The following is a 20739-nucleotide window of genomic DNA, read 5'->3' as shown; positions in this document are numbered from 1 at the left end:
CTCGCAGGGGTGGCGCATCTGATGCGCCGCCGTTTTGTGAGGGGAATATGAGCTTGCCCGCCGTTGCCGAATAGACCAGGCTTTGGCGACCGATTGTCAACGCCAAATTGACAATCGGCATTTCTCGGTCACGCAGGCTCGCCGCTGATCCAGGTCTGTTTGACCTTGATGCCATCGGTCATATGCACGAGATCTGCGCGCAGGCCGGGTGCGAGGCGGCCACGGTCATCGAGCTTCAGGAAGCGGGCGGGGTAGAGCGTTGCCATGCGCAGTGCTTCTGAGAGCGACAGATCGAGATAGGTGAGGCCATAGCGGATCGCCGAGGCCATATCGACGTCGGAGCCGGCAAGCGTGCCGTCTGACAGCACCAGCCTCGAGCAGAAGGCGCCGGTCTCGCGCCGCACCGTGCGGCCGTTCAGCGTGAAGCTGTTCTCGGCGGACCCCACCAGCGACATGGCGTCGGTGACGAAGAACAGCTTGCCCTCGCCGCGCTTGGCTCGAAGCGCGGTGCGCAGCGCCTTGGGATCGACGTGGTGGCCATCGGCGATGATGCCGCACCAGACGGCCGGATGATCGATTGCCGCGCCCACAAGCCCGGGTGTGCGATGGCCGAGCTGGCTCATGGCGTTGAAGAGATGCGTCACGCCACGGGCACCGGCGTCGAAGCGCGCCTCGGCGGCTTCGCTCGTGCAATCGGAGTGGCCGATGCTGACGGTGACGCCCGCTTCGCTCAGTTCGCGCACCTGTCGTGCCGTGACCTGCTCGGCCGCCATCGTCACCAGCAACGTGCCGATCGCCTCTGCGGCAGCGGAAAGCGCCTTGACGTCTCGATCCTCAACCGGGCGCATCAGTTCGGCCAGATGCGCGCCCTTGCGGGCAGGCGCGAGATGCGGACCTTCGAGGTGAAGGCCAGCCACGCCTCGGTTCGCCTTGACGGCTTCTTTCGCGGCGTCGATCGCGGCGGCCGTCGCCTCGCCTGTATCGGTGATCAGCGTCGGCAGCAGCGACGTCGTGCCATAGGGGCGATGTCCCTCGGCGATCCGGTACATGGATGCGGGCGACGGTTCGTCGTTGAGCATCCGGCCGGCGCCGCCATTCACCTGTGCATCGATGAAGCCGGGCGCGAGAATGCCGCCATCGAGCTCGATCGTCTCGCCATCAGGCAGGTCGTTCAGGCTGGCGATCGTCTCGATACGTCCATCGGCGACGACAAGCGCCCTGTCGTCGTGAAAGCGCTCGCCGTCGAAGATGCGGGCGCCGGTAAAGATCTTGCGCGACATCAGACGGTCTCCGTCACCTTCAAGAGGTTCGCGGGCTTGTCGGGGTCGAAGCCCTTGCGGCGGGTGACTGCCTCGATCATGCGGTAGTAGACCAGCAGCGAAACCAGTGGGTCCAGGAGGCCGTTGCCTGTCGTGGGGACGCGCAGGTTGATGCCGGGGAGTTCCTTGGTCGAGAAGGGCACCGTGGTGGCGCCGAGCTTGCTCAGGCGTTCGAGCGCCTTGACGTTGTTGGCATAGGCCGCGTCATCGGGCGTGAAGGCGAGGATCGGGAAGCCCGGTTGCACCAGGCGCATCGGGCCGTGCATGAGCTCGGCTAGCGAGAATGCCTCGGCATGCAGGCCGGAGGTCTCCTTGGCCTTCAGCGCTGCCTCGAGCGCGATGGCGAATGCCGGACCGCGGCCACCGGTGTAGAGCGAGGTGGCGTTGAAGAGCACGTCTTCGGCGGCAGCTGTATCGATGCCCGATGTGGCGCTCAGCGCTTCGGGAAGCTTTTCAAGTGCTGCCTGCAGGTCGCCACTGGCGCCGATTGCCGCCGTGACGCCCGACAGGGCCGCGACCGAAGCGATGAAGGACTTGGTCGCCGCGACGCTCTTTTCGGCGCCGGCGTTGAGGTCGAGCACGAGATCGGCCTGCTTGGCGAGCGGGCTATCGGTGACGTTGACGACGGCAATGGTCGTCGCGCCGCCGCGCTTGGCCGCTTCCTGAAGCGCCACGATATCGGGGCTCGCGCCAGACTGCGATACGGTGAAGTGGATGCCACCCTTGAGGCGCAGTGGCGTGCCATAGACCGACGCGATCGACGGGCCGACCGAGGCCACCGGAATGCCGCAGGTGATCTCGAACAAATACTTGAAGAAGGTGGCGGCGTGGTCCGACGAGCCGCGCGCGGCGGTGGTGACGACGCTTGGCGCATTCTTGGAAAAGAGCTTGGCGATCTCGTCGAAAACAGGCTTTTCCTTGCGCAGCAGCGTCGCGACCACCTCGGGGGACTGGCCTGCTTCCTGCAACATCAGTGACTGGGTTTCACTCATAGCTCGTCTCCAATTCTCAATTCTGCAACAAAATCATATGCATCGCCACGATAGTGGGAGCGGGTGTATTCAACGACGCGCTGGTCTTCCAGGCGCGATACGCGTTCGATCAGAAGGGCTGGCGCACCGGCCGCGACGTCGAGCGCTGCCGCCGATGTTGCGTCGAGCGTGACGGCGGAGAGTTTCTGCAGCGCGCGCACCGGGCGATGGCCGCTTGCCGTCAGCGCGTCATAGAGCGAGCCTTCGCCGCCGGCGGTGTCATCGAGGAACTTAACGGGGACCACGGAGCGATCGATCGCCAGCGGCAGCCCGTCGGCAAGGCGCAGACGATCGAGGCGCAACACGCGCTCGTCGACGCCGAGGCCCAGCAGGAAGGCCTCCTCCGGCGAGGGCTTGTTGATGGTGCGCGACAGGATTCTTGCCGCCGGCACGCGGCCGCGCGAGCGCATGTCTTCCGAGAAGGACGAAAGCCGCCAGAGCGACTGCTCCATGCGCTCGACCTTGGCGGAAACGAAGGTGCCGCTGCCATGGCGCGATTCCAGCGTGCCCGCGTTGAGGAGATCGCGATAGGCGGTGCGCACGGTGACGCGGCCGATCTTCAGGGCTTCCGCCAGATCGCGCTCGCTCGGAAGTGCTGCACCAGGCTTCAGCAGTCCCTCATTGATCAGCCCGGTCAGTGTCTGCGCGAGACGACGATAGAGAGGCCCGCTGCGCGCTGTGTCGCGCAGTCCGCGTGCCTCAATCTCGGCTATCAGACTGGTTCTATCCATGAGATTAAAATAGAACCTCTTTGGAACCAATTGCAAGCGCTAACTTGCATGAAAAAACCCTCGCAGAGGTCTGCGAGGTTTGATGACATCAGAAGCGGTCGGCTTGCTGCCGTCAGCTCTTCGAGAAGATGTAGTCCGTTTCCTGGCGTAGCACTTCGCCGGGGCGCAGAACCGCGTTGGGGAAGCCCTCGTGGTTGATGGCGTCGGGCCAAATCTGGGTTTCCAGGCAGAAGCCGGCGAAGGGGCCGTACTTGCGGCCGCCGATGCCGGGCACCGGCACATCGAGCTTGAATGCGGCGTAGAACTGCACGCCGGGCTCGGTGGTGCGCACTTCCATCGAGACGCCGGAATAAAGGCTGCGCGCCAGAACCACGGAGCGCTTGGCGACACGTTCGGACGAGAGGCAGAAATTGTGGTCGTAGAGCGCCTGGGTGTCGCCCTCGAAGCGTTTCAGCGAGGCCATTTCGCGGAAATCGAACACCGTGCCTTGCACCGGGCGGATTTCGCCGGTCGGGATTTGGCGTTCGTCGGTCGGAAGATAGCTATCGGCCGCGATCATGATGTCGTGGCCAAGCGTATCGTCGCGGCCGTCGAGGTTGAAGTAGGCGTGCTGGCAGACATTAGCGATGGTCGGCTGGTCGCTGGTCGTCTCGTAGACCACCGAGAGTTCGCCATCACCATGCACGCGGTAGGTGACGAGGATGGTGCAATTGCCGGGATAGCCGCCGCGGCCATCGGCATCGACGATCTTCAGGACGACGCGGTCGCTGTCGTGCTCGACGATCGTCCAGTTGCGCAGCGCGATGTTCTCGAAGCCGCCATGCAGGTGGCTGACGCCGTTTTCGTTGAGGTCGAGCTGATAATTCTTGCCGTCGATCGTGAACTTGCCGCCGCCGATGCGATTGGCATTGCGGCCGGGCGTCGCGCCGAAATAGGCGGAATGGGCGGGGTAGCTGTCGAAATCATCGAAGCCGAGGGTGAGCGGCGCGTCATGGCCTTCGAGCCTGAGATCCTGGATGACCGCGCCCCAGGTGATCACCTTGGCGGTGAGCCCGCCGCCCGAGATTTCGACGCGATGAACGGTCTCGCCCGTCTTCGTCGTTCCAAAAACGTCCCGCTTCAATCTATCCGCCATCCTGTTTCCTCCCCGGTTCGCGTCCGCAATTTCGGGCCAGAACCTGCTCTCAATTGAATGAAATCGCAACCGCCGCGATATAAAAAACAAACGCCGCCGGTAGGGTCCGGCGGCGTATCAAGCAAGGCGAAAAGGTCTCAGCCGTCCTCGCCAATATCTTCCAGATTGTAAGGCGTCGTCTGATAGATTTCGTTGATCCAGTTTCCGAACAGCAAATGCGCGTGGCTGCGCCAGCGGTTCTGCGGCGGGATCGAGGGGTCGTTGTGCGGGAAGTAATTGTGCGGCATCTTGATCGGAACGCCGGCATTCACGTCGCGGAAATACTCGTCGCCGAGCGACGTCGAATCATATTCGACGTGATTGAAGATATAGAGCCGGTTGCCCTTCTTCTCGTGAACGAGGCAGACGCCCATCTCGCTCGATTCCATCAGGATTTCCAGCGTGTCGGATTTTTCGATATCGGCGCGGCGCACTTCCGTCCAGCGCGAGACCGGAACCTCGAAATTGTCGGAGAAACCGTTCAGGTAGACCGACGACGGCTTGAGGTTCTTGTGGCGATAGACGCCGAAGGCCTTTTCCGTCAGCGCGTGCTTCGGGATGTCGTGGAAATGGTAGATCGCGGCCATCGCGCCCCAGCAGACATTCATCGCGGAGTGCACGTTGGTGCGCGTCCAGTCGAAAATCTGCTGCATTTCATCCCAATAAGTAACGTCTTCGTATGGAAGCGTTTCGATCGGCGCGCCTGTGATGATGAAGCCGTCGAACTTCCGGTGTTTGATCTCCTCCCAGGTCTGGTAGAAGGAGAAGAGATGATCTTCCGAGGTGTTCTTCGCCTTGTGGTTCCCGACGCGAACAAGCGACAGCTCGACCTGCAGCGGCGAGGCGCCGATGAGGCGCGCCATCTGAATCTCGGTCTTGATCTTGTTCGGCATGAGGTTCAGAAGCCCGATCTGCAGGGGGCGAATGTCCTGACGGATCGCGGCCGTCTCGGTCATCACGCGCACACCTTCCTGAACCAGGGTTTCAAAGGCGGGCAGGGTATCGGGGATCTTGATCGGCATAGCGGTCACTCGATGAAAAAACGAAAATATCGCTATCGGTCCGCACGCGGCCCTTTAGCAACTTCTTTAACGTGGCTGCAAGCCGGCCGGCCAAATCACCACGGAGCGCTCTAAATAGACCCAGTCAGGCCGCGAATCAATGACCGATCCGCGGCGTCGCATATTTGCCGAGGTAACTCGCGCATTACCTGGTGCTAGAAACTGTTGCTGGACAGGCTGACTCACGGTGCTATTCAGGTGCTACATACGCGTAAGGAAGCATGATGGCAGAGGACGTCAAAAGCAGACCGAGCATCCAGGGGCAGGACCGGGTAGGGTATGATCTCAGCCTGATCTTCCGGCTCAAGGTGATGTTTTCGGCATTCTGGCATTCCAGGGTGCGGGCGCCGGTGCTCATTCTCTCGACGGCGTTGATCGGCATCATTCTGGCGACAGCCTATGCCACCGTCATCCTCAACCAGTGGAATGCGCCATTCTACGACGCCATCTCGCGGCGCGACCTGCCGGGGTTCTTCCACCAGCTGAAGATCTTCGCGCTGATCGCCGGCATGCTGCTTTTGCTCAACGTGGTGCAGGCCTGGCTGAACCAGATGACGGCGCTTTACATGCGCGAGGGGCTGACGCGCGATCTCGTCGACCAGTGGCTGCAGCGCAAGCGGGCGCTCAGGTTGGCCTCCAGCGGGCTGATCGGCGTCAATCCGGACCAGCGCCTGCATGAGGATGCGCGCAATCTGGCGGAAAGCACCACGGGGCTTGTCATCGGCCTGGTGCAATCGACGATCCTGCTGGTGAGTTTCATCGGCGTTCTCTGGGAACTGTCGAGCGGCTTCGTCTTCCGTTTCGGCGAGTACGCCTTTTCCATTCCGGGCTATATGGTCTGGGCGGCGATCTTTTACGCCGCGTCCGCCTCGGTGCTCAGCCAGCTCGTCGGGCGCAAGCTCGTCAAGCTCAATGCCGACCGTTTCTCCAAGGAAGCCGAGCTCCGTTTCGCGCTAATGCATGCCAACGAGAACATTCCGGCGATCACGGCGGCGCGTGGCGAGGAGAACGAGCGGGGGCGGATCAACACCGATATCAGCGCCGTTCTCGCCGTCATCAAGAAGCTGGCGATGGCCAACGTCAACCTGACCTGGGTATCGGCTGGTTACGGCTGGCTCGTCGTCGTCATTCCGATCATCGTTGCCGCACCCGCCTATTTCTCCGGCGGCCTCACCTTCGGTCAGCTGATGATGTCGGTCGGCGCGTTCAACCAGGTCAATACGGCGCTGCGCTGGTACGTGTCCAACTTCGGCCCGATCGCCGAATGGCGCGCAACCTTGATGCGTGTCACCGATTTCCGCCAGGCCTTGACCACCATGGGCGACGATGTCGACCTCAAGGAAACGATCGCCTATGAGCGCAGCGCGCCGGGTACGCTGACGCTCGAGAATGTGACCATCGCCACGAAGATGGACGAAGAGATCGACCAGTGCGGTGGCTTCCGGCTGCATGAGGGCAGCGTCACCATCAAGGCCGGCGAGAAGGTGATGATCAACGGCGATCATAACGTCAATCGCAAGCTGCTGTTCCTGGCGATGTCGGAGCTGTGGCCGTGCGGCAGCGGCAAGATCGGCCTGCCGCCCACCGACGACATGCTGTTCGTGCCGCAATCGGCCTATATTCCGGGTGGTACCTTGCGCGAAGCGCTGGCGTTTCCCGCAGCCGCCGACACCTACAAGAACGACGATGTGGTCGCGGCGCTCGAAAAGGCGGGGCTGCACAATCTCGTTGCCCGTCTGGATACGCGCGCGCGCTGGGACAAGCTTCTCGATGCCGATGAACAGCGGGCTATCGGTTTCGCGCGCCTTTTGCTGGTGCGGCCGCAATGGATGGTCTTCGACGAAGTGCTCGAGGGCATGGAGCCCGAATGGCAGTCGACGATGATGAAGGTGCTTGAGGCGATGCCGGATGCGACGATGATCTATATCGGCCGCTCCGACGCCTATATCGAGGCCTTCCATCCGCGCGTGCTGCATCTCGAAGCGCTTGCCGCCAAGCCCGATGAGAGCAAGGTCGCCGACAAGGCGCCGAACACGCCGGCACCGGCGCTCTGATCGCTTCGATCAGGATCACATCGGTGGAACGATGCCGTTGGTGCCGACCGTCACCTGTGCTGCGGAGACCGTTCCGTCGGCTGCCTTTTCGCCCATGACGATGACGTGCGCGCCCGGTGGCAGGTCCGACTTCTGCGCGGCGGTGAAGGTCACGATCGGTGTGGCGTCCGATATCGAGATGGTCTTTTCCTTGCCCTGATAGGTCAGCGTCACGGTGTGGCCATCGACGGATTTTACGGCCTTCGCGACGGTCGCGTTGGTCATGCTGCTGTTGGGCTTCAAATCCCAGGGGCGGCTGCCTTCGCCGGTGCCTTTCATGGCCGCGGGAAAGATCAGAACCTCCAGGGCGCCGTCGCCGCCGTCCTGTTTGGGCAGCGAGGCGATGCCGACGAAATCGCCGGGCTTGATATCCTCGACCGACGCCTTCTTGATGCCGCCAACCTTCCATTCCGGCTTCAGCGCAATGGTCTGGTCGGCGCCCTCACGGGTTTTGACGACGAGCGTGTCGCCGGAAAGGCTTGCGATATCGCCACGCACGCGCACGCGCTCAGCATCAGCCGCCGATGTGATCTGCGACGTGCTCAGAAGAATGCCGACGGCAAGCGCCGCGACATGACTGGTATTCAGGTAGCGAGACATGGGTTTTCTCCTCTTGGCTCCGGGGGCGGGAGCCTTTGGGAGCTTAGGCACGAGGTCTTGGCGCTGGCCAATCAATGAAATGTGAGGGTTTCCGGCTCGGAGACGGGAACTATCTGGCAGGGTATGCCAATGGGTGGGAGAGCTTGAATGCCGGAGAAGAGGCTTGCGGCCGTATATCGTGCCTATATCGACTGCCTGAACTCCCAGGATTGGGAGAAGCTCGGCACCTATGTCTGGCAGGATGTGCGCTATAACGGCCAGATGGTTGGCCTCGATGGCTATCGGCAGGCGCGTGAGGCCGAGTTTCGTGCGATCCCGGACCTCCATTTCGACGTCCGGATTCTGGTCGCCGATGACACCACGGTGGCCAGCCGGCTGAATTTCAACATCAGCCCGCAAGGCACATTCCTTGGGCTGCCCGTCAACGGCAGGCGAATCTCGTTTTCCGAGAACGTGTTCTACGAATTTGCCGACGGCAAGATCACCAACGTGTGGTCGATCGTCGACAAGGCGGCGATCGAGGCTCAGCTTTCGGCGGCGTAGAGGGCGATCAGCCCTCCAGCTCTTCCCGGAGCATTTCGAGTTCCAGCCACTCTTCTTCCATCTTCACCAGGCTGTCGCGGAATTTCTCCATCTCGGCGGCCAGGCGATTGAAGGTCGTGGGGTCCTTGGAGAAGAGGTTGGGGTCGGCCATCTTTTCCTCGCGCTTGGCGATCTCGGCTTCGGCCTTTGCCATCTCCTTGGGCAGGTTTTCGAGCGCGAACTTCTGCTTGAAGGAGAGCTTCCCCTTGCCCTTCGGCACTTCGGCGGCGGGCGCCGCGTCCTGCGCTTTCGCCTTCTCGGCTTTCTCCGCCTTCTTACGCTCGTCGGCTGCACCCTTGCGCTGCGCCAGCATGTCGGAATAGCCGCCAGCATATTCGATCCAGCGGCCATCGGGCGCATCCGGCACGGCGGGGGCGATGGTCGAGGTCACGGTGCGGTCGAGGAAGTCACGGTCGTGGCTGACGAGGATGACGGTGCCCGGGAAGCCTGCGACGACCTCCTGCAGCAGGTCCAGCGTCTCGATGTCGAGGTCGTTGGTCGGCTCGTCGAGAATCAGCAAGTTGGATGGCCGCGCCAGCATGCGGGCGAGCATCAGGCGGGCGCGTTCGCCGCCCGAGAGGTTCTTGATCGGCGTGCGGGCCTGCTCCGGCTGGAACAGGAATTCCTTCATGTAGCCGGTCACATGGCGCTGCTCGCCGTTGACAAGCAGGTTCTCACCGCGCCCGTCGGTCAAGTAGTGCGCCAGCGTGTCCTCGGGGTTCAGGTCCTCGCGCTTCTGGTCGAGCGTTGCGATCTCCAGATTGGTGCCGAGCTTGATGATGCCGGTGTCGGGCGCGAGCTGGCCGGTCAGCATCTTCAGGAGCGTCGTCTTGCCGGCGCCGTTCGGGCCGACGAGGCCGATGCAGTCGCCGCGATGAACGCGGATCGAAAACGGCGTGACGATCGGGCGCTCGCCATAGGTCTTGGTGATCTTGTCGGCTTCGATGACGAGCTTGCCGGATTCCTGCGCGTCGGAGACGGTCGCCTGAACGGTGCCCTGCGGACCCTTGTGGCCGCGATAGCTGGCGCGCATCGTCTGCAGCTCGCCGAGGCGGCGCATGTTGCGCTTGCGGCGCGCGGTGACGCCATAGCGCAGCCAGTGCTCTTCGCGCTCGATCGCCTTGCCGAGCTTGTGCTGTTCCATCTCCTCGGCCTCAAGCACCTGGTCGCGCCAGGCCTCGAAATGGCCGAAGCCGCGATCGAGGCGGCGCGATGTGCCGCGGTCGAGCCAGACGGTGGCGGTGGAGACCTTTTCCAGGAAGCGACGGTCGTGCGAGATCAGCACCAGCGCGCTGCGGGTCTTCTGCAGCTCGCCTTCCAGCCACTCGATGGTGGGGAGATCGAGGTGGTTGGTCGGCTCGTCCAGGAGCAGGATATCGGGCTCTGGCGCCAGAACGCGGGCAAGGGCCGCGCGGCGCGCTTCGCCGCCCGAGAGGTTCTTCGGGTCTTCCTCGCCGGTGAGGCCGAGATGCGAGAGAAGGTAGGTGACGCGGTAGGGGTCGTCGCCAGGTCCGAGGCCCGCTTCCGCATAGGCCTGCACGGTGCTGTAGCCGGCGAAATCGGGCGCCTGTTCGAGATAGCGCACGGTCGACGACGGATGGCGGAACACCTCGCCGGACTGCGCTTCCACCATGCCGGCGGCGATCTTCAGGAGTGTCGACTTGCCGGAGCCGTTGCGGCCGACAAGGCAGATCTTGTCGCCGGGCTCCACCTGCAGGGCAGCACCCGCCAGAAGCGGCGCGCCGCCGAAGCTCAGGAAGATATCGTCAAGTTTAAGGATAGGGGGCGCCAAAAATCAGACTCCGGAAAGATCGTAAGGGCGGGCGAGCACGATGGCGCGGCCGCTTTCAAGCGAGAAGCGCACGGGGCCTTCCGCGACATTGGAAATGGTGCGCGACGAGCCGAAGGGCAAATGGAAATCGCTGAGCGGATAGCGGGCGTTCTCGATGAAGAGGCCGTTGAGCTCGCTGAAGGCGGGCACGGAAAACAGGCTGTTCTTCGGCAGGTCGAGCGTGATGCTGCCCGCGATCAGCGGCACGGCTTCCTCCGTGCCCGAGGTGAGCAGTACATCGAGGCCGGTTTCTGCCAGACTGACGGCGTAGAGCAGGTGCTGCAGCGCGTGGTCGGAGCGGTCGCCAGAGAGGGCGCCGACGAGGATCAGCCGTTTTGCACCGTGGGCGATTGCCTCCGACACGGCGATCTCGCCATCGGTGGCGGCCTTGGCGGCGGGGTAGGGCTTTCTCGGGATATCCGAGAATGCGGTCGTCAAATCATCCGGCGTGGAATCGAAATCGCCGACCCAGAGCTCCGGCCTGACATCGAGGGCCAGCGCGTGCCGCATGCCACCATCGGCCGCGATGAAACGGCTGCCGGAGACGGCGGCGCGAAGGCGCTCCGTCATGTGCAGCTCGCCGCCGAGCAGGATGGTGAAGGTGGATTGGCTCATGGGCATTGCCCATAGCGCAAAGCGGGGGAAAAGGGAAAGGGCGCGGACATGGTTTGTCCGCGCCCTCAAGCGTTTCTGCGTGAAAGACTGGGCTTAGAAGCGGTAGGTCACACCGGCGCCGATCAGCCAGGGATCGAGCTTGGCCTTGCCGGTCATGTCGGTGCCGCCGACGTTCACGTTGAAATCGGGACGCAGGAAGATCTTCTTGACGTCGACGTTGAGGCCCCAGTGCTCGTCGAACATGTAGTCGAAGCCGGCCTGGAGCGCGACGCCGAAGGTGTTGTCGATGTCGAGGCTCTGGGCGCTCTTGCCCTTCTCGTTGTAGAAGATGGTGTAGTTCAGACCGGCGCCGACATAGGGCTTGAAGTTGCCGAAGTCGGTGAAGTGGTACTGCAGCGTCACCGTCGGCGGCAGCAGCCAGGTCTTGCCGACATCGCCGAGACCATCGATCGAGCCTTCGCCGGTGACATTGGCGAATGTCGTGCCGAGGATAAGTTCGGCGGCGATGTTGTCGGTGAAGAAGTAGGTGACGTCGAATTCAGGAACGACGGTGTCCGAGTAGGAGAGATCCGAGCCAGGGACGCCGCCGACATAGCCGGAATCCTGGGTGATAACGCCAAGCGCGCGCAGGCGGATCATCCAGGGGCTCTGGCTCTGCGTCGCTTCCTGTGCCGCGGTCGGTTGGGTCAGGTCGGCGGACATGGCCGGATGGGCAGCGGCAACCAGAACGACGGCAGCGAACATGCCCTTTAGTTTTGCCAGGCGGCGTTTCATTCGATTCTCTCCTAGGTTTTATGGTCAGGGGGAGTTCTATGAAACACGGCAAGGTAACTGTTTGATTCAGATCAATCTCTCGATCTATTTTCCGGCTTTTGGTGTCGCGGGCAAGTGTTTGTCGCGCATGGCGAAAACGCGCTCGAAACCGGTCATGTACCGATCAAACAGCTCGGCGAAGTTTTTGGCATCCTCGGACGACCAGTCGGAGACGACATCCTTGATGATCGCGAGCTTCTGAGATTTCAGTTCCGTGAGCAGGCTCCAGCCGGATGGCGTGATCACCACCAGGATCCGCCGGGCGTCCTGCTGAGATGCCGCGCGTTCGAGTACACCGCGGCCCACCATGTCGGCGACAATGCGGCTTGCGCGGGACGGATCGATGCGCATGGCCTCGGCAATCGTCCCCACAGTCACCTCGCCATTCCTGCGGGCGAGCTTGACGGCTTCGAGAACATCCAGATGCGAAAGCTCCAGATCCGGAGCCACCTTTTCGATGGCGAGACGGGCAATCAGTCGTCGCCCCGTGATCATCCGCATACGGCTCATGCTTTGGCCGATATGGGCGATATCATCTTCGGTCGGCGTGGTGTCGGGATCGATTTGCAAAGTGTCTGTCATGGGGTGGAGGATAACAGAAGCGATCGGGGAGGAAAATATGCTGATGTCATTTATATGACGTTGACATTTATATGCTGATAGCACATAAATTGCGCACTAACCAGAAAGATCGCCCCCATGAATCCACAGATCGCAGCGCAGCCGCTGGTGACCGACCCCCGTCGCCGGCTCATTCTCTTTCTTTTCCTGATGACCGCCATGTTCATGGCCATGCTCGACAACCAGATCGTCGCCACGGCGCTTCCGACAATCGTCGGGGAGTTCGGGCATCTTGAGCGGTTCAGCTGGGTCGGCTCGGCCTATCTGCTGGCTGTCAGCGCGGTGATGCCGCTCTACGGCAAGCTCGGCGATCTCTTCGGCCGCAAATATGTGATGATGGCCGCGATCCTGATCTTCACTGTCGGTTCGGCGGTTTGCGGGCTGGCGGTTTCGATGAACACGCTGATCGCCGCGCGCCTGCTGCAGGGTCTCGGTGGTGGCGGGATCATGGTGTCGATCTTCGCGGTGACGGCCGATCTCTTCGAGCCGCGCGAGCGCGCCAAATACCAGAGCTATGTCAGCCTTGTGCTGATGGCGTCGGGTGCTATCGGGCCCGTGCTCGGCGGCACGATGAGCGATCTCTTCGGCTGGCGCTCGATCTTCCTCGTCAATATTCCTATCGGTGTTGTCGTACTTGGCGGCCTGGTTTTCATGCTTCCCTATCGCAAGCCGAACCGTCGTCCGACAATCGATTATGCCGGCGCTATTCTGCTGGCGCTGACGACGACAAGCATCGTTCTGGCCGCTGATGGCGCGCAGGTTTTCGGTTCGCTGATCGCGCCGCTGAACCTTGCAATCATCGCCGCCGGCGCGGTCTTCCTGGTGTCGTGGGTGTTCGTCGAGCGCCGTGCCGCCGAACCGATCATTCCGCTGTCGCTGTTTCGCAATTCGACCTTCAGCCTGCTGCTGATCATGTCGATCATGAGCGGCGGCATCGCTATCGGCATGGTCAACTACTTCGCGCTCTTCCTGCAGACCACGACAGGGCTTTCTCCGTCCGCGGCCGGGCTGCTCTTCATCCTGTTGACCGGAGGCCTGATGTGCGGGTCGATCTCGGCCGGGCGGATCATCTCGGTGACGGGGCGCTACAAGCCGTTCGCCATCGCCAGCCTCAGCTGCAATGCCTTGGCCTTCGCGCTGTTGTCGCAGTTTCATGCCGGCACGCCGCTCATCTTCATCGGCGCTGTGATGACACTGCAGGGTGTCGGCGTCGGCCTGGCGCAACAGGTGCCGATCATCGGCGTGCAGAACGCGGCGCCGGTGCGCGATATCGGTGCGGCGACCGGTTCGGTGACACTGTCGCGCATGGGCGGAGCGTCGATTGCGATCTCGATCTACGGCGCGATCATCGGCTCGCAGCTCTCGCGCGTCGGTTCCTCCATTCCCGGCGTTGCCGATATCGAGCAGCTGACGCCGAAGATGCTGGCCGCCTTGCCGGAGGCCGCACGCCAGGCGGTTGCCGAGGCCTATGCCAACGCTTTCGTGCCGCTGTTCATGACGTCCTGCGGTATCGCGCTGATCGGGCTTGTGGCGGCCCTCATGCTGAAGCCGGTGCAATTGCCGCGCACAGGTGGCGCGCCGGCGAAAGCGGCTGCCGAGGCCGCCGAATAGACAACGAACTTGGCCAACGAACCCGGGCCGACGTCCGCTCTTGCCAGACGCCGGCTACGGATATACACCTTGCGACGCTCTAACGGGGTGCCTCGTATCTTCCAGATGCTTGGCTGAGAGGCTTGCAAAAGCCAACCCGCGGAACCTGATCCGGCTAACACCGGCGGAGGGATTAGACGCGTGACACCAGGCACCGCCCTTTTCCCCTTCAATGAACCTAGAGGAGAGGTGTCATGACCCATTTCAAGACCTATGCGCTCGGCGCTGCCATGCTGTTGGCGGGCTTTTCGGCAACGGCAGCACAGGCCGCCGACAAGGCGCTCACCATCTACACCTATGAGAGCTTCACCTCCGAATGGGGTCCCGGCCCGAAGGTGAAAGCGGCGTTCGAGAAGACCTGCGGCTGCACGGTCAACTTCGTCAGCGTCGCGGATGGCGTGGCACTTTTGTCGCGTCTGAAGCTAGAAGGCGCAGGCACCAAGGCCGATGTCGTCCTCGGTCTCGACACGAACCTCATCACCGAAGCCAAGGCCACCGGTCTGTTCGATGCGAGCGGCGTCGATACCGGCGCGCTGCAGGTCCCCGGCGGCTTCAAGGATGATGTCTTCGTGCCCTATGACTACGGCCATTTCGCCGTTATCTACGACACGCAGACCATCAAGACGCCGCCGGCGAGCCTGAAGGAACTGGTAGACGGCGATCCCGCGCAGAAGATCGTCATCGAGGATCCCCGCACCTCGACGCCGGGCCTTGGTCTGCTTCTCTGGGTGAAGTCGGTCTATGGCGACAAGGCGCCGGAAGCCTGGGCGAAGCTCAAGAAGCGGGTGCTGACGGTGACGCCCGGCTGGTCGGAGGCCTATGGCCTTTTCACGAAGGGCGAGGCGCCGATGGTGCTCTCCTATACGACGTCGCCTGCCTATCACATGGTCTCGGAAAACACCGATCGCTACCAGGCAGCCGCTTTCTCCGAGGGACACTACATCCAGATCGAGGTCGCTGGCCTGTTGAAGAACGCGCCGGACAAGGCGCTGGCGCAGGACTTCCTGAAGTTCATGGTCACTCCTGGCTTCCAGGACACGATCCCGACCAACAACTGGATGATGCCGGTGTCCAAGACCTCGGAGCCGCTGCCGGATGCTTTCGGCAAGCTCGTCAACCCGTCGAAGACCTTCCTGATGAGCTCGGATGAGGTCGCCAAGAACCGCAAGGCCTGGATCGACGAGTGGCTGGCCGCCATGAGTATGAATTGATGCTTCTTGCGCCGTCCGAAAGACGATATGCGCTGGCCGGCGGGGCGCTCAGCCTCGCCGCCATTCTTGTCTTCGTGACGGTCGCTACGCTCTCGCTGCTGATCTCCACCGACGGCATGCCTGTCGGCGCGATCCTCTCCGATCCATACATCTTGCGCGTTCTGCGCTTCACGCTTCTGCAGGCGGCGCTTTCGACGCTGCTGTCGGTTGTGCTGGCCATTCCGGTGGCACGGGCGCTGGCGCGGCAGCCGCGATTTATCGGCCGCATCTGGATCATCCGGCTGATGGCGGTGCCGATGGGACTGCCGGTGCTGATCGGCGCGCTCGGTCTGATCGGCATCTGGGGCCGGCAGGGCGTCGTCAACACGATGCTCTCGTGGACGGGGATCGACCAGCCCGTCAGCATCTATGGGCTGTCGGGCATTCTGCTCGCGCATGTGTTCTTCAACCTGCCGCTCGCCTGCCGGCTGATGCTGGCGGCGCTGGAGCGGGTGCCGGGCGAATACTGGCTGGTGGCGAGCGGCCTCGGCATGCGGCCGGTCTCCGTCTTCCGCTTCATTGAGTGGCCGGTGCTGCGCTCGGTCATCCCTGGCGTGGCGGGGCTGATCTTCATGCTGTGCGCCACCAGTTTTACGCTGGTGCTGATGCTCGGCGGCGGCCCGGCGGCGACCACGATCGAGGTGGCGATCTACCAGTCGCTGCGGTTTGATTTCGATCCCGGCCGCGCGGTGGGCCTGTCCCTGCTGCAAATTGCGTTAACGGCCGTTGTGCTCGGCATCCTGTCGCTGCTGCCGGCATCCGGAGATGCGGGGCTGACGGCGGGCCGAACGATCCGGCGGCCGGATGGCACGCTGTTCCGTGCATGGATTGCCGATCGCGCGCTTCTACTGCTGGCCGTGCTGTTTCTCGGTCTGCCGCTGCTCTTCATCGTCATCGCCGGCCTGCGCGCCGATCTGGTGAAGCTCGTCGGTGAAGCGATCTTCTGGCGGGCCCTTGCCACCAGCGGTGTGATGGCGCTCTCGTCGGCCCTGCTGTCGCTCGCTTTGTCGATGCCGCTCGTGCGCGCGCGCCATACGCTTTCGCTTGAGAAGAGAGCGCGGCGCGGCGCGCGGTCCTTCTTTGCCGCCATGGGGGCGGCATCGTCGCTCGTGCTGCTCTTCCCACCCATCGTTCTCGCCACGGGATGGTTCCTGGCGGCGCGTGATGTCGGCGACGTCAATATCGTGGCGCCGGTGCTCGTTGTCGCGATCAACGCGCTGATGGCGATGCCTTTCGTCGTCAGGGTGCTGGAGCCGGCCTACGCAATCCACCAGCGCCGCACGCAGCGGCTGAGTGCAAGCCTCGGCATCTCCGGTCTTGCCAAGCTGCGGCTCATCTCGTGGCCGGATCTGCGCAAGCCGGTGCTGACGGCGCTGTCGTTTGCGATGGCGCTGTCGCTGGGCGACCTCGGCGCCGTGGCGCTGTTCGGTTCGGATAGTTTCGTGACGCTGCCGTGGCTGGTCTATTCCAGTCTTGGGAGTTATCGCACCAATGATGCGGATGGGCTGGCGCTTATCCTTGGCGTCATCTGCCTGCTGCTGACGATCTCGGGCACGATGGGCTCGGGGGCGGCGGATGAACCGAAGCGGGAGGCGCTATCGCATGACTGATGCCATAGAGATGCGCGGCGTGACGCTGCGGCTTGGCCAGAACTCATTCGTGTTTGATTGCGCGCTGCCTGAGGGCGCCGTTATCGGCGTCACCGGCGCGTCGGGCGCGGGCAAGTCGACCTTCCTCAATCTGCTGGCCGGTTTTGACACGGCGGATGCAGGGCAGATCCTATTTCACGGGAAGGATATCGGCCATCAGCATCCGGCCGAGCGGCCCGTGTCGCTGGTGTTTCAGGACAACAACCTCTTTGCGCATCTCGATGTCTTCACCAATATCGGGCTCGGCATCCATCCGGCGCTGAAACTCGGAGACACCGATCGGCGGGCGATCACGTCGGCGCTTGCGAAGGTCGGGCTGTCAGGCTTTGAAAAGCGGATGCCGGCGACGCTTTCCGGTGGCGAGCGGCAGAGGGTGGCGTTTGCCCGGGCGCTGGTGCGCCGGCGACCCATCCTTTTGCTCGACGAGCCCTTCGCGGCACTCGATCCGAGCCTGCGCCGCGACATGGCGGGGTTGCTTCTGGCCATGCACCGCGACAGCGGCAACACGGTTGTCATCGTGTCGCACGATGCCGACGAGATCAGACGGATTGCCGACTATGCGATTTTCATCGATCAGGGCAGAGTCGCGGTGGCCGCGCCGATCGCGCGATTTTCGACCGGTGAGAACAATTCCGCGCTGCGGCAATTTCTGCGGATCGACGAATCTTAACAAGACAACGGCACTTTCGCCATAATTTGCGGCGACCCAGAGAACTCCTTAACCACGTTAGGCTTGCTAAAGTATAAAGCCGCCATATTTAGGCAGAGTCTCGCTATGCAACCGATGCGGAAATCAGCTAAAGCAAAGGCTTGGGCCCTCGATTGTGCACTGCGGAAACGGGGGCGTACGCCTGTTGAACCTTGATGAAGACGACCGGGGCGCCATGACGGCGAGCCGGCCGAGAAGCGCGATGACTCGGAGAGCCAGACTGGACCGCATGACGACGTGGAAACTGCCCGCGCCTTCCAGTGATGTGTTCTTCGCAGCGTGCCGCTGGGCGCGACGGGCGTCGATCCTCTCCGCCTCCACGCTGGCGCTCTACGGCTGTCAGTCGGCGCTTGAACAATCCTATCAGCCCAGTGTCGGCCCTTCGTCCAATCCGCAGATCGTCGATGAAGTGCAGAAGAACGATCCGCGTGCGGCGATGGGCGCGCGCGAGCATCCGCGCATCGTCGCGAGTTATGGCGGCGAATACAAGGATGCCAAGACCGAGCGTCTGGTGGCGCGCATTGCCGGCGCGCTGACGGCGGTGTCGGAAAATCCGAGCCAGTCCTACCGCATCACCATTCTCAATTCGCCGGCGATCAACGCATTCGCGCTGCCCGGTGGCTATCTCTATGTCACGCGCGGTCTTCTGGCGCTTGCCAATGATGCGTCGGAAGTGGCGGCCGTGCTGTCGCACGAAATGGGCCACGTCACCGCCAATCACGGCATCGAGCGGCAGAAGCGCGAAGAGGCGGAAGTGATCGCCAGCCGCGTCGTCGCCGAAGTGCTTTCGAGCGATATCGCCGGCAAGCAGGCGCTGGCGCGCGGCAAGCTGCGCCTTGCCGCCTTCTCGCGCCAGCAGGAATTGCAGGCCGACGTCATCGGCGTGCGCATGCTCGGCGAAGCCGGCTACGATCCCTATGCGGCCAGCCGCTTCCTCGATTCCATGGCCGGCTACAGCCGCTTCATGTCTGTTGATCCCGATGCCGACCAGAGCCTGGACTTCCTGTCGAGCCATCCGAATTCGGCGCAGCGCATCGAGCTTGCGCGCGACCATGCCCGCGCCTTCGGCCAGGAGGGCAAGGTCGGCGATACCGGGCGCGGATACTATCTCGACGGTATCGATGGCCTGCTCTATGGCGACAGCCCGGAAGAGGGCTATGTTCGCGGCCAGACCTTCCTGCACGGCGGTCTCGGCATCCGCTTCGACGTGCCGCCGGACTTCAAGATCGACAACAAGGTCGAGGCGGTCATGGCGACCGGTCCCGGCGATATCGCCATCCGCTTCGACGGCGTGGCCGATAACCAGAACCAGTCGCTGACCAATTATATCTCGAGCGGCTGGGTCACCGGGCTTGATCCGTCGACCATCCAGCAGATCACCGTCAACGGCATGGAGGCCGCGACCGCGCGCGCCAGCGCCGATCGCTGGGATTTCGACGTGACTGTCGTGCGCAACAACTCGCAAATCTTCCGCTTCCTCACGGCCGTGCCGAAGGGAAGCACCGCGCTGCAATCGACGGCCGATGTGCTGCGCTCCAGCTTCCGGCGCATGACGCCGGCAGAGGCCGCGTCGCTGAAGCCGCTTCGGGTGCGTGTGCTGACGGTGCAGCCTGGAGATAACATCACCACGCTCGCGGCGCGGATGATGGGGACGGATCGCAAGCTCGATCTGTTCAAGCTGATCAACGCCCTGCCGACCGGCGCTTCCGTTGCGCCCGGCGACCGCGTCAAAATCATCTCTGAATAAAAAGAGGCCCGGCTTGCGCCGGGCCAGTTGCATCACTGGGGAGTAATCTCGGAGTAATCGGGGTTAGTGCGCAGCCATGTACGGGTCGGCGCTGACGAGCGCTGTCCGGAGCTTTTCCATGGCGCGGCTTTCGATCTGGCGGACGCGCTCCTTGGAGATGCCGAGGTCGGCGCCGAGCTCTTCGAGCGTCGCGCCATCTTCGGCAAGGCGGCGGGCGCTGATGATCTTCATCTCGCGTTCGTTGAGATGGGTGAGCGCGGAAGCAAGCCACACCCGGCGGCGTTCGCCGTCGATCATGTTGGTGACCTGTTCATCGGGCAGCGGTTCGTTGCTGACGAGGAAATCCATCTTCTCGGCGCTATCGGCATCGCCAGACACAGATGGTGCCTGAAGCGAGGCGTCGTTGCCGGAGAGACGTGCATCCATGGTCTGGACGTCGGAGAGGCTGACGCCAAGTGCCGCGGCGATTTCCTGGTGGATCGACTGCAGCGTCAGCTGCGTATCGCCCTTGGCGAGCTTGGCGCGCAGGCGGCGCAGATTGAAGAATAGCGCCTTCTGCGCCGAGCTGGTGCCGCCGCGCACGATCGACCAGTTGCGGAGAATGTAATCCTGGATCGAGGCGCGGATCCACCAGCTTGCATAGGTGGAGAAGCGTACATCGCGCTCCGGCTCGAAGCGTGCGGCGGCCTCCAGAAGGCCGACATAGCCCTCCTGGACGAGGTCGCTCATGGGAAGTCCGAAGTTGCGGAATTTCGCGGCCATGGAAATGACGAGGCGCATATGCGCCATTGCGATCTGGTTGCGTGCCCCACGGTCGTCGTTGTGCTTCCAACGGACAGCGAGGTCGTGTTCTTCCTCGCGGGCAAGATAGGGAGCCGCCATGGCGATCTTGATCATGCGCCGGTCTGCAGACATGTTCTTCATATCGGTCTCCTGAGTTCAGACTTTTAGCCCTGAAAAGGGCAAACAAGGCTTGCTTCCGGACATTGCGGACCGGATCAAATTCATGGCTGGAAGATATGAAGGCCTCTAACTCTGGACGTCTCAGAGAGAGGCCCTAGTTACTGCTATGTGCTGGTTATGCCGCGAGCCCAGACCGTTTTCTTCACGTTGCCAAACCGGCAATTTGTGGAAGGCATGATCCGCTCCTCGTCGCATCCTGACATGAAAACCGGACCTCCAGCGAAATTGCTTTCTCCCGGAAGTCCGTGGTGACAGTGTGTAAACGCGCGACTTTGGAAAAGGTTCCAATAAAAAAACCCG

At 62.6% G+C, this 20739-nt stretch carries 18 protein-coding genes and 2 riboswitches; of the genes, 7 read left to right on the top strand and 11 right to left on the bottom strand.

What is annotated here, in order from left to right:
• Nucleotides 1–128 precede the first annotated feature (128 nt).
• The 5 genes from nagA to metA all read right to left on the bottom strand — a co-directional run bounded on the left by nagA (nt 129) and on the right by metA (nt 5277).
• A complete protein-coding gene (nagA, locus tag ACCD05_RS20600) occupies nt 129–1280 on the bottom strand; it encodes an N-acetylglucosamine-6-phosphate deacetylase (protein WP_413394951.1) in 1152 nt (383 codons plus the stop codon).
• Nucleotides 1280–2311 carry an SIS domain-containing protein gene (locus tag ACCD05_RS20595; RefSeq protein WP_047508964.1) on the bottom strand — a complete coding sequence of 344 codons (1032 nt, stop codon included), beginning with the start codon at nt 2309–2311 and terminating at the stop codon, nt 1280–1282. Before ACCD05_RS20595 ends, nagA begins: the two co-directional genes overlap by 1 nt.
• The gene (locus ACCD05_RS20590) at nt 2308–3081 is read right to left on the bottom strand and encodes a GntR family transcriptional regulator (RefSeq protein ID WP_413394949.1); all 774 of its coding nucleotides are present in this window, start codon (nt 3079–3081) and stop codon (nt 2308–2310) included. Before ACCD05_RS20590 ends, ACCD05_RS20595 begins: the two co-directional genes overlap by 4 nt.
• 112 nt (nt 3082–3193) lie before the next feature.
• Complete coding sequence (locus ACCD05_RS20585) at nt 3194–4216, bottom strand: aldose epimerase family protein (protein ID WP_413394947.1); 1023 nt, start codon at nt 4214–4216, stop codon at nt 3194–3196.
• A 137-nt stretch (nt 4217–4353) separates the two neighbouring features.
• A complete protein-coding gene (gene metA / locus ACCD05_RS20580) occupies nt 4354–5277 on the bottom strand; it encodes a homoserine O-acetyltransferase MetA (protein WP_018901853.1) in 924 nt (307 codons plus the stop codon).
• Between the two features lie 34 nt (nt 5278–5311).
• Nucleotides 5312–5389, bottom strand: a riboswitch (SAM riboswitch).
• Nucleotides 5390–5540: 151 nt separating this feature from the next.
• On the opposite strand from metA, the gene ACCD05_RS20575 reads away from it, so the two are divergent.
• Nucleotides 5541–7370 (top strand): ABC transporter ATP-binding protein/permease, encoded by a 1830-nt coding sequence (locus ACCD05_RS20575; protein ID WP_413394945.1) that lies wholly within the window; start codon nt 5541–5543, stop codon nt 7368–7370.
• A gap of 15 nt (nt 7371–7385) precedes the next feature.
• Here ACCD05_RS20575 and ACCD05_RS20570 read toward each other — a convergent pair whose 3' ends face one another.
• Complete coding sequence (locus tag ACCD05_RS20570; protein ID WP_413394943.1) at nt 7386–8009, bottom strand: hypothetical protein; 624 nt, start codon at nt 8007–8009, stop codon at nt 7386–7388.
• Between the two features lie 147 nt (nt 8010–8156).
• On the opposite strand from ACCD05_RS20570, the gene ACCD05_RS20565 reads away from it, so the two are divergent.
• Nucleotides 8157–8552: an ester cyclase gene (locus tag ACCD05_RS20565; protein ID WP_413394941.1), complete on the top strand. Its 396-nt coding sequence runs from the start codon at nt 8157–8159 to the stop codon at nt 8550–8552.
• 7 nt (nt 8553–8559) lie between these two features.
• On the opposite strand, the gene ACCD05_RS20560 is transcribed toward ACCD05_RS20565, so the two are convergent.
• The 4 genes from ACCD05_RS20560 to ACCD05_RS20545 form a co-directional block, all read right to left on the bottom strand.
• A complete protein-coding gene (locus ACCD05_RS20560) occupies nt 8560–10383 on the bottom strand; it encodes an ABC-F family ATP-binding cassette domain-containing protein (RefSeq protein ID WP_413394939.1) in 1824 nt (607 codons plus the stop codon).
• Between the two features lie 3 nt (nt 10384–10386).
• The gene (locus ACCD05_RS20555) at nt 10387–11043 is read right to left on the bottom strand and encodes a thiamine diphosphokinase (RefSeq protein WP_413394937.1); all 657 of its coding nucleotides are present in this window, start codon (nt 11041–11043) and stop codon (nt 10387–10389) included.
• A gap of 87 nt (nt 11044–11130) precedes the next feature.
• Nucleotides 11131–11811 (bottom strand): OmpW/AlkL family protein, encoded by a 681-nt coding sequence (locus ACCD05_RS20550; RefSeq protein ID WP_413394935.1) that lies wholly within the window; start codon nt 11809–11811, stop codon nt 11131–11133.
• An 84-nt stretch (nt 11812–11895) separates the two neighbouring features.
• Complete coding sequence (locus tag ACCD05_RS20545) at nt 11896–12432, bottom strand: MarR family winged helix-turn-helix transcriptional regulator (RefSeq protein WP_111562653.1); 537 nt, start codon at nt 12430–12432, stop codon at nt 11896–11898.
• A gap of 117 nt (nt 12433–12549) precedes the next feature.
• Here ACCD05_RS20545 and ACCD05_RS20540 point away from each other — a divergent pair, with 117 nt between their 5' ends.
• From ACCD05_RS20540 to ACCD05_RS20520, 5 genes are all read left to right on the top strand, one after another.
• Nucleotides 12550–14082, top strand: a complete 1533-nt coding sequence (locus ACCD05_RS20540; RefSeq protein WP_413394933.1) for an MDR family MFS transporter — start codon at nt 12550–12552, stop codon at nt 14080–14082.
• A gap of 73 nt (nt 14083–14155) precedes the next feature.
• A riboswitch (TPP riboswitch) is annotated at nt 14156–14271 on the top strand.
• A gap of 80 nt (nt 14272–14351) precedes the next feature.
• On the top strand, nt 14352–15332 hold the full coding sequence (gene thiB, locus ACCD05_RS20535; protein ID WP_413394999.1) for a thiamine ABC transporter substrate binding subunit: 981 nt from the start codon (nt 14352–14354) through the stop codon (nt 15330–15332).
• The gene (gene thiP / locus ACCD05_RS20530) at nt 15332–16981 is read left to right on the top strand and encodes a thiamine/thiamine pyrophosphate ABC transporter permease ThiP (protein WP_413394931.1); all 1650 of its coding nucleotides are present in this window, start codon (nt 15332–15334) and stop codon (nt 16979–16981) included. Before thiB ends, thiP begins: the two co-directional genes overlap by 1 nt.
• A complete protein-coding gene (locus ACCD05_RS20525; protein ID WP_413394929.1) occupies nt 16974–17690 on the top strand; it encodes an ATP-binding cassette domain-containing protein in 717 nt (238 codons plus the stop codon). The genes thiP and ACCD05_RS20525 overlap by 8 nt, the downstream gene beginning before the upstream one ends.
• Nucleotides 17691–17931: 241 nt before the next feature.
• Nucleotides 17932–19476, top strand: coding sequence for a M48 family metalloprotease (locus ACCD05_RS20520; RefSeq protein ID WP_413394927.1), 1545 nt, complete (start codon nt 17932–17934; stop codon nt 19474–19476).
• A 63-nt stretch (nt 19477–19539) separates the two neighbouring features.
• On the opposite strand, the gene ACCD05_RS20515 is transcribed toward ACCD05_RS20520, so the two are convergent.
• Nucleotides 19540–20400, bottom strand: a complete 861-nt coding sequence (locus ACCD05_RS20515) for an RNA polymerase factor sigma-32 (protein ID WP_018901866.1) — start codon at nt 20398–20400, stop codon at nt 19540–19542.
• Between the last annotated feature and the right edge of the window lie 339 nt (nt 20401–20739).

This window comes from Rhizobium sp. Rhizsp42, assembly GCF_047304155.1.
Classification (GTDB): Bacteria; Pseudomonadota; Alphaproteobacteria; order Rhizobiales; family Rhizobiaceae; genus Rhizobium.
This window is presented reverse-complemented; position numbering and strand designations above follow the sequence as displayed.

What these genes read in the sequence shown, in the direction of transcription:
- ACCD05_RS20575 (WP_413394945.1), top strand. Translation starts at nt 5,541, where the DNA reads ATGGCAGAGGACGTCAAAAGCAGACCGAGCATCCAGGGGCAGGACCGG.
- ACCD05_RS20515 (WP_018901866.1), bottom strand. Translation starts at nt 20,400, where the DNA reads ATGAAGAACATGTCTGCAGACCGGCGCATGATCAAGATCGCCATGGCG.
- ACCD05_RS20570 (WP_413394943.1), bottom strand. Translation starts at nt 8,009, where the DNA reads ATGTCTCGCTACCTGAATACCAGTCATGTCGCGGCGCTTGCCGTCGGC.
- ACCD05_RS20545 (WP_111562653.1), bottom strand. Translation starts at nt 12,432, where the DNA reads ATGACAGACACTTTGCAAATCGATCCCGACACCACGCCGACCGAAGAT.
- ACCD05_RS20550 (WP_413394935.1), bottom strand. Translation starts at nt 11,811, where the DNA reads ATGAAACGCCGCCTGGCAAAACTAAAGGGCATGTTCGCTGCCGTCGTT.
- ACCD05_RS20565 (WP_413394941.1), top strand. Translation starts at nt 8,157, where the DNA reads ATGCCGGAGAAGAGGCTTGCGGCCGTATATCGTGCCTATATCGACTGC.
- ACCD05_RS20540 (WP_413394933.1), top strand. Translation starts at nt 12,550, where the DNA reads ATGAATCCACAGATCGCAGCGCAGCCGCTGGTGACCGACCCCCGTCGC.
- metA (WP_018901853.1), bottom strand. Translation starts at nt 5,277, where the DNA reads ATGCCGATCAAGATCCCCGATACCCTGCCCGCCTTTGAAACCCTGGTT.
- thiP (WP_413394931.1), top strand. Translation starts at nt 15,332, where the DNA reads ATGCTTCTTGCGCCGTCCGAAAGACGATATGCGCTGGCCGGCGGGGCG.
- ACCD05_RS20595 (WP_047508964.1), bottom strand. Translation starts at nt 2,311, where the DNA reads ATGAGTGAAACCCAGTCACTGATGTTGCAGGAAGCAGGCCAGTCCCCC.
- ACCD05_RS20525 (WP_413394929.1), top strand. Translation starts at nt 16,974, where the DNA reads ATGACTGATGCCATAGAGATGCGCGGCGTGACGCTGCGGCTTGGCCAG.
- ACCD05_RS20585 (WP_413394947.1), bottom strand. Translation starts at nt 4,216, where the DNA reads ATGGCGGATAGATTGAAGCGGGACGTTTTTGGAACGACGAAGACGGGC.
- ACCD05_RS20590 (WP_413394949.1), bottom strand. Translation starts at nt 3,081, where the DNA reads ATGGATAGAACCAGTCTGATAGCCGAGATTGAGGCACGCGGACTGCGC.
- ACCD05_RS20555 (WP_413394937.1), bottom strand. Translation starts at nt 11,043, where the DNA reads ATGCCCATGAGCCAATCCACCTTCACCATCCTGCTCGGCGGCGAGCTG.
- ACCD05_RS20520 (WP_413394927.1), top strand. Translation starts at nt 17,932, where the DNA reads ATGACTCGGAGAGCCAGACTGGACCGCATGACGACGTGGAAACTGCCC.
- thiB (WP_413394999.1), top strand. Translation starts at nt 14,352, where the DNA reads ATGCTGTTGGCGGGCTTTTCGGCAACGGCAGCACAGGCCGCCGACAAG.
- nagA (WP_413394951.1), bottom strand. Translation starts at nt 1,280, where the DNA reads ATGTCGCGCAAGATCTTTACCGGCGCCCGCATCTTCGACGGCGAGCGC.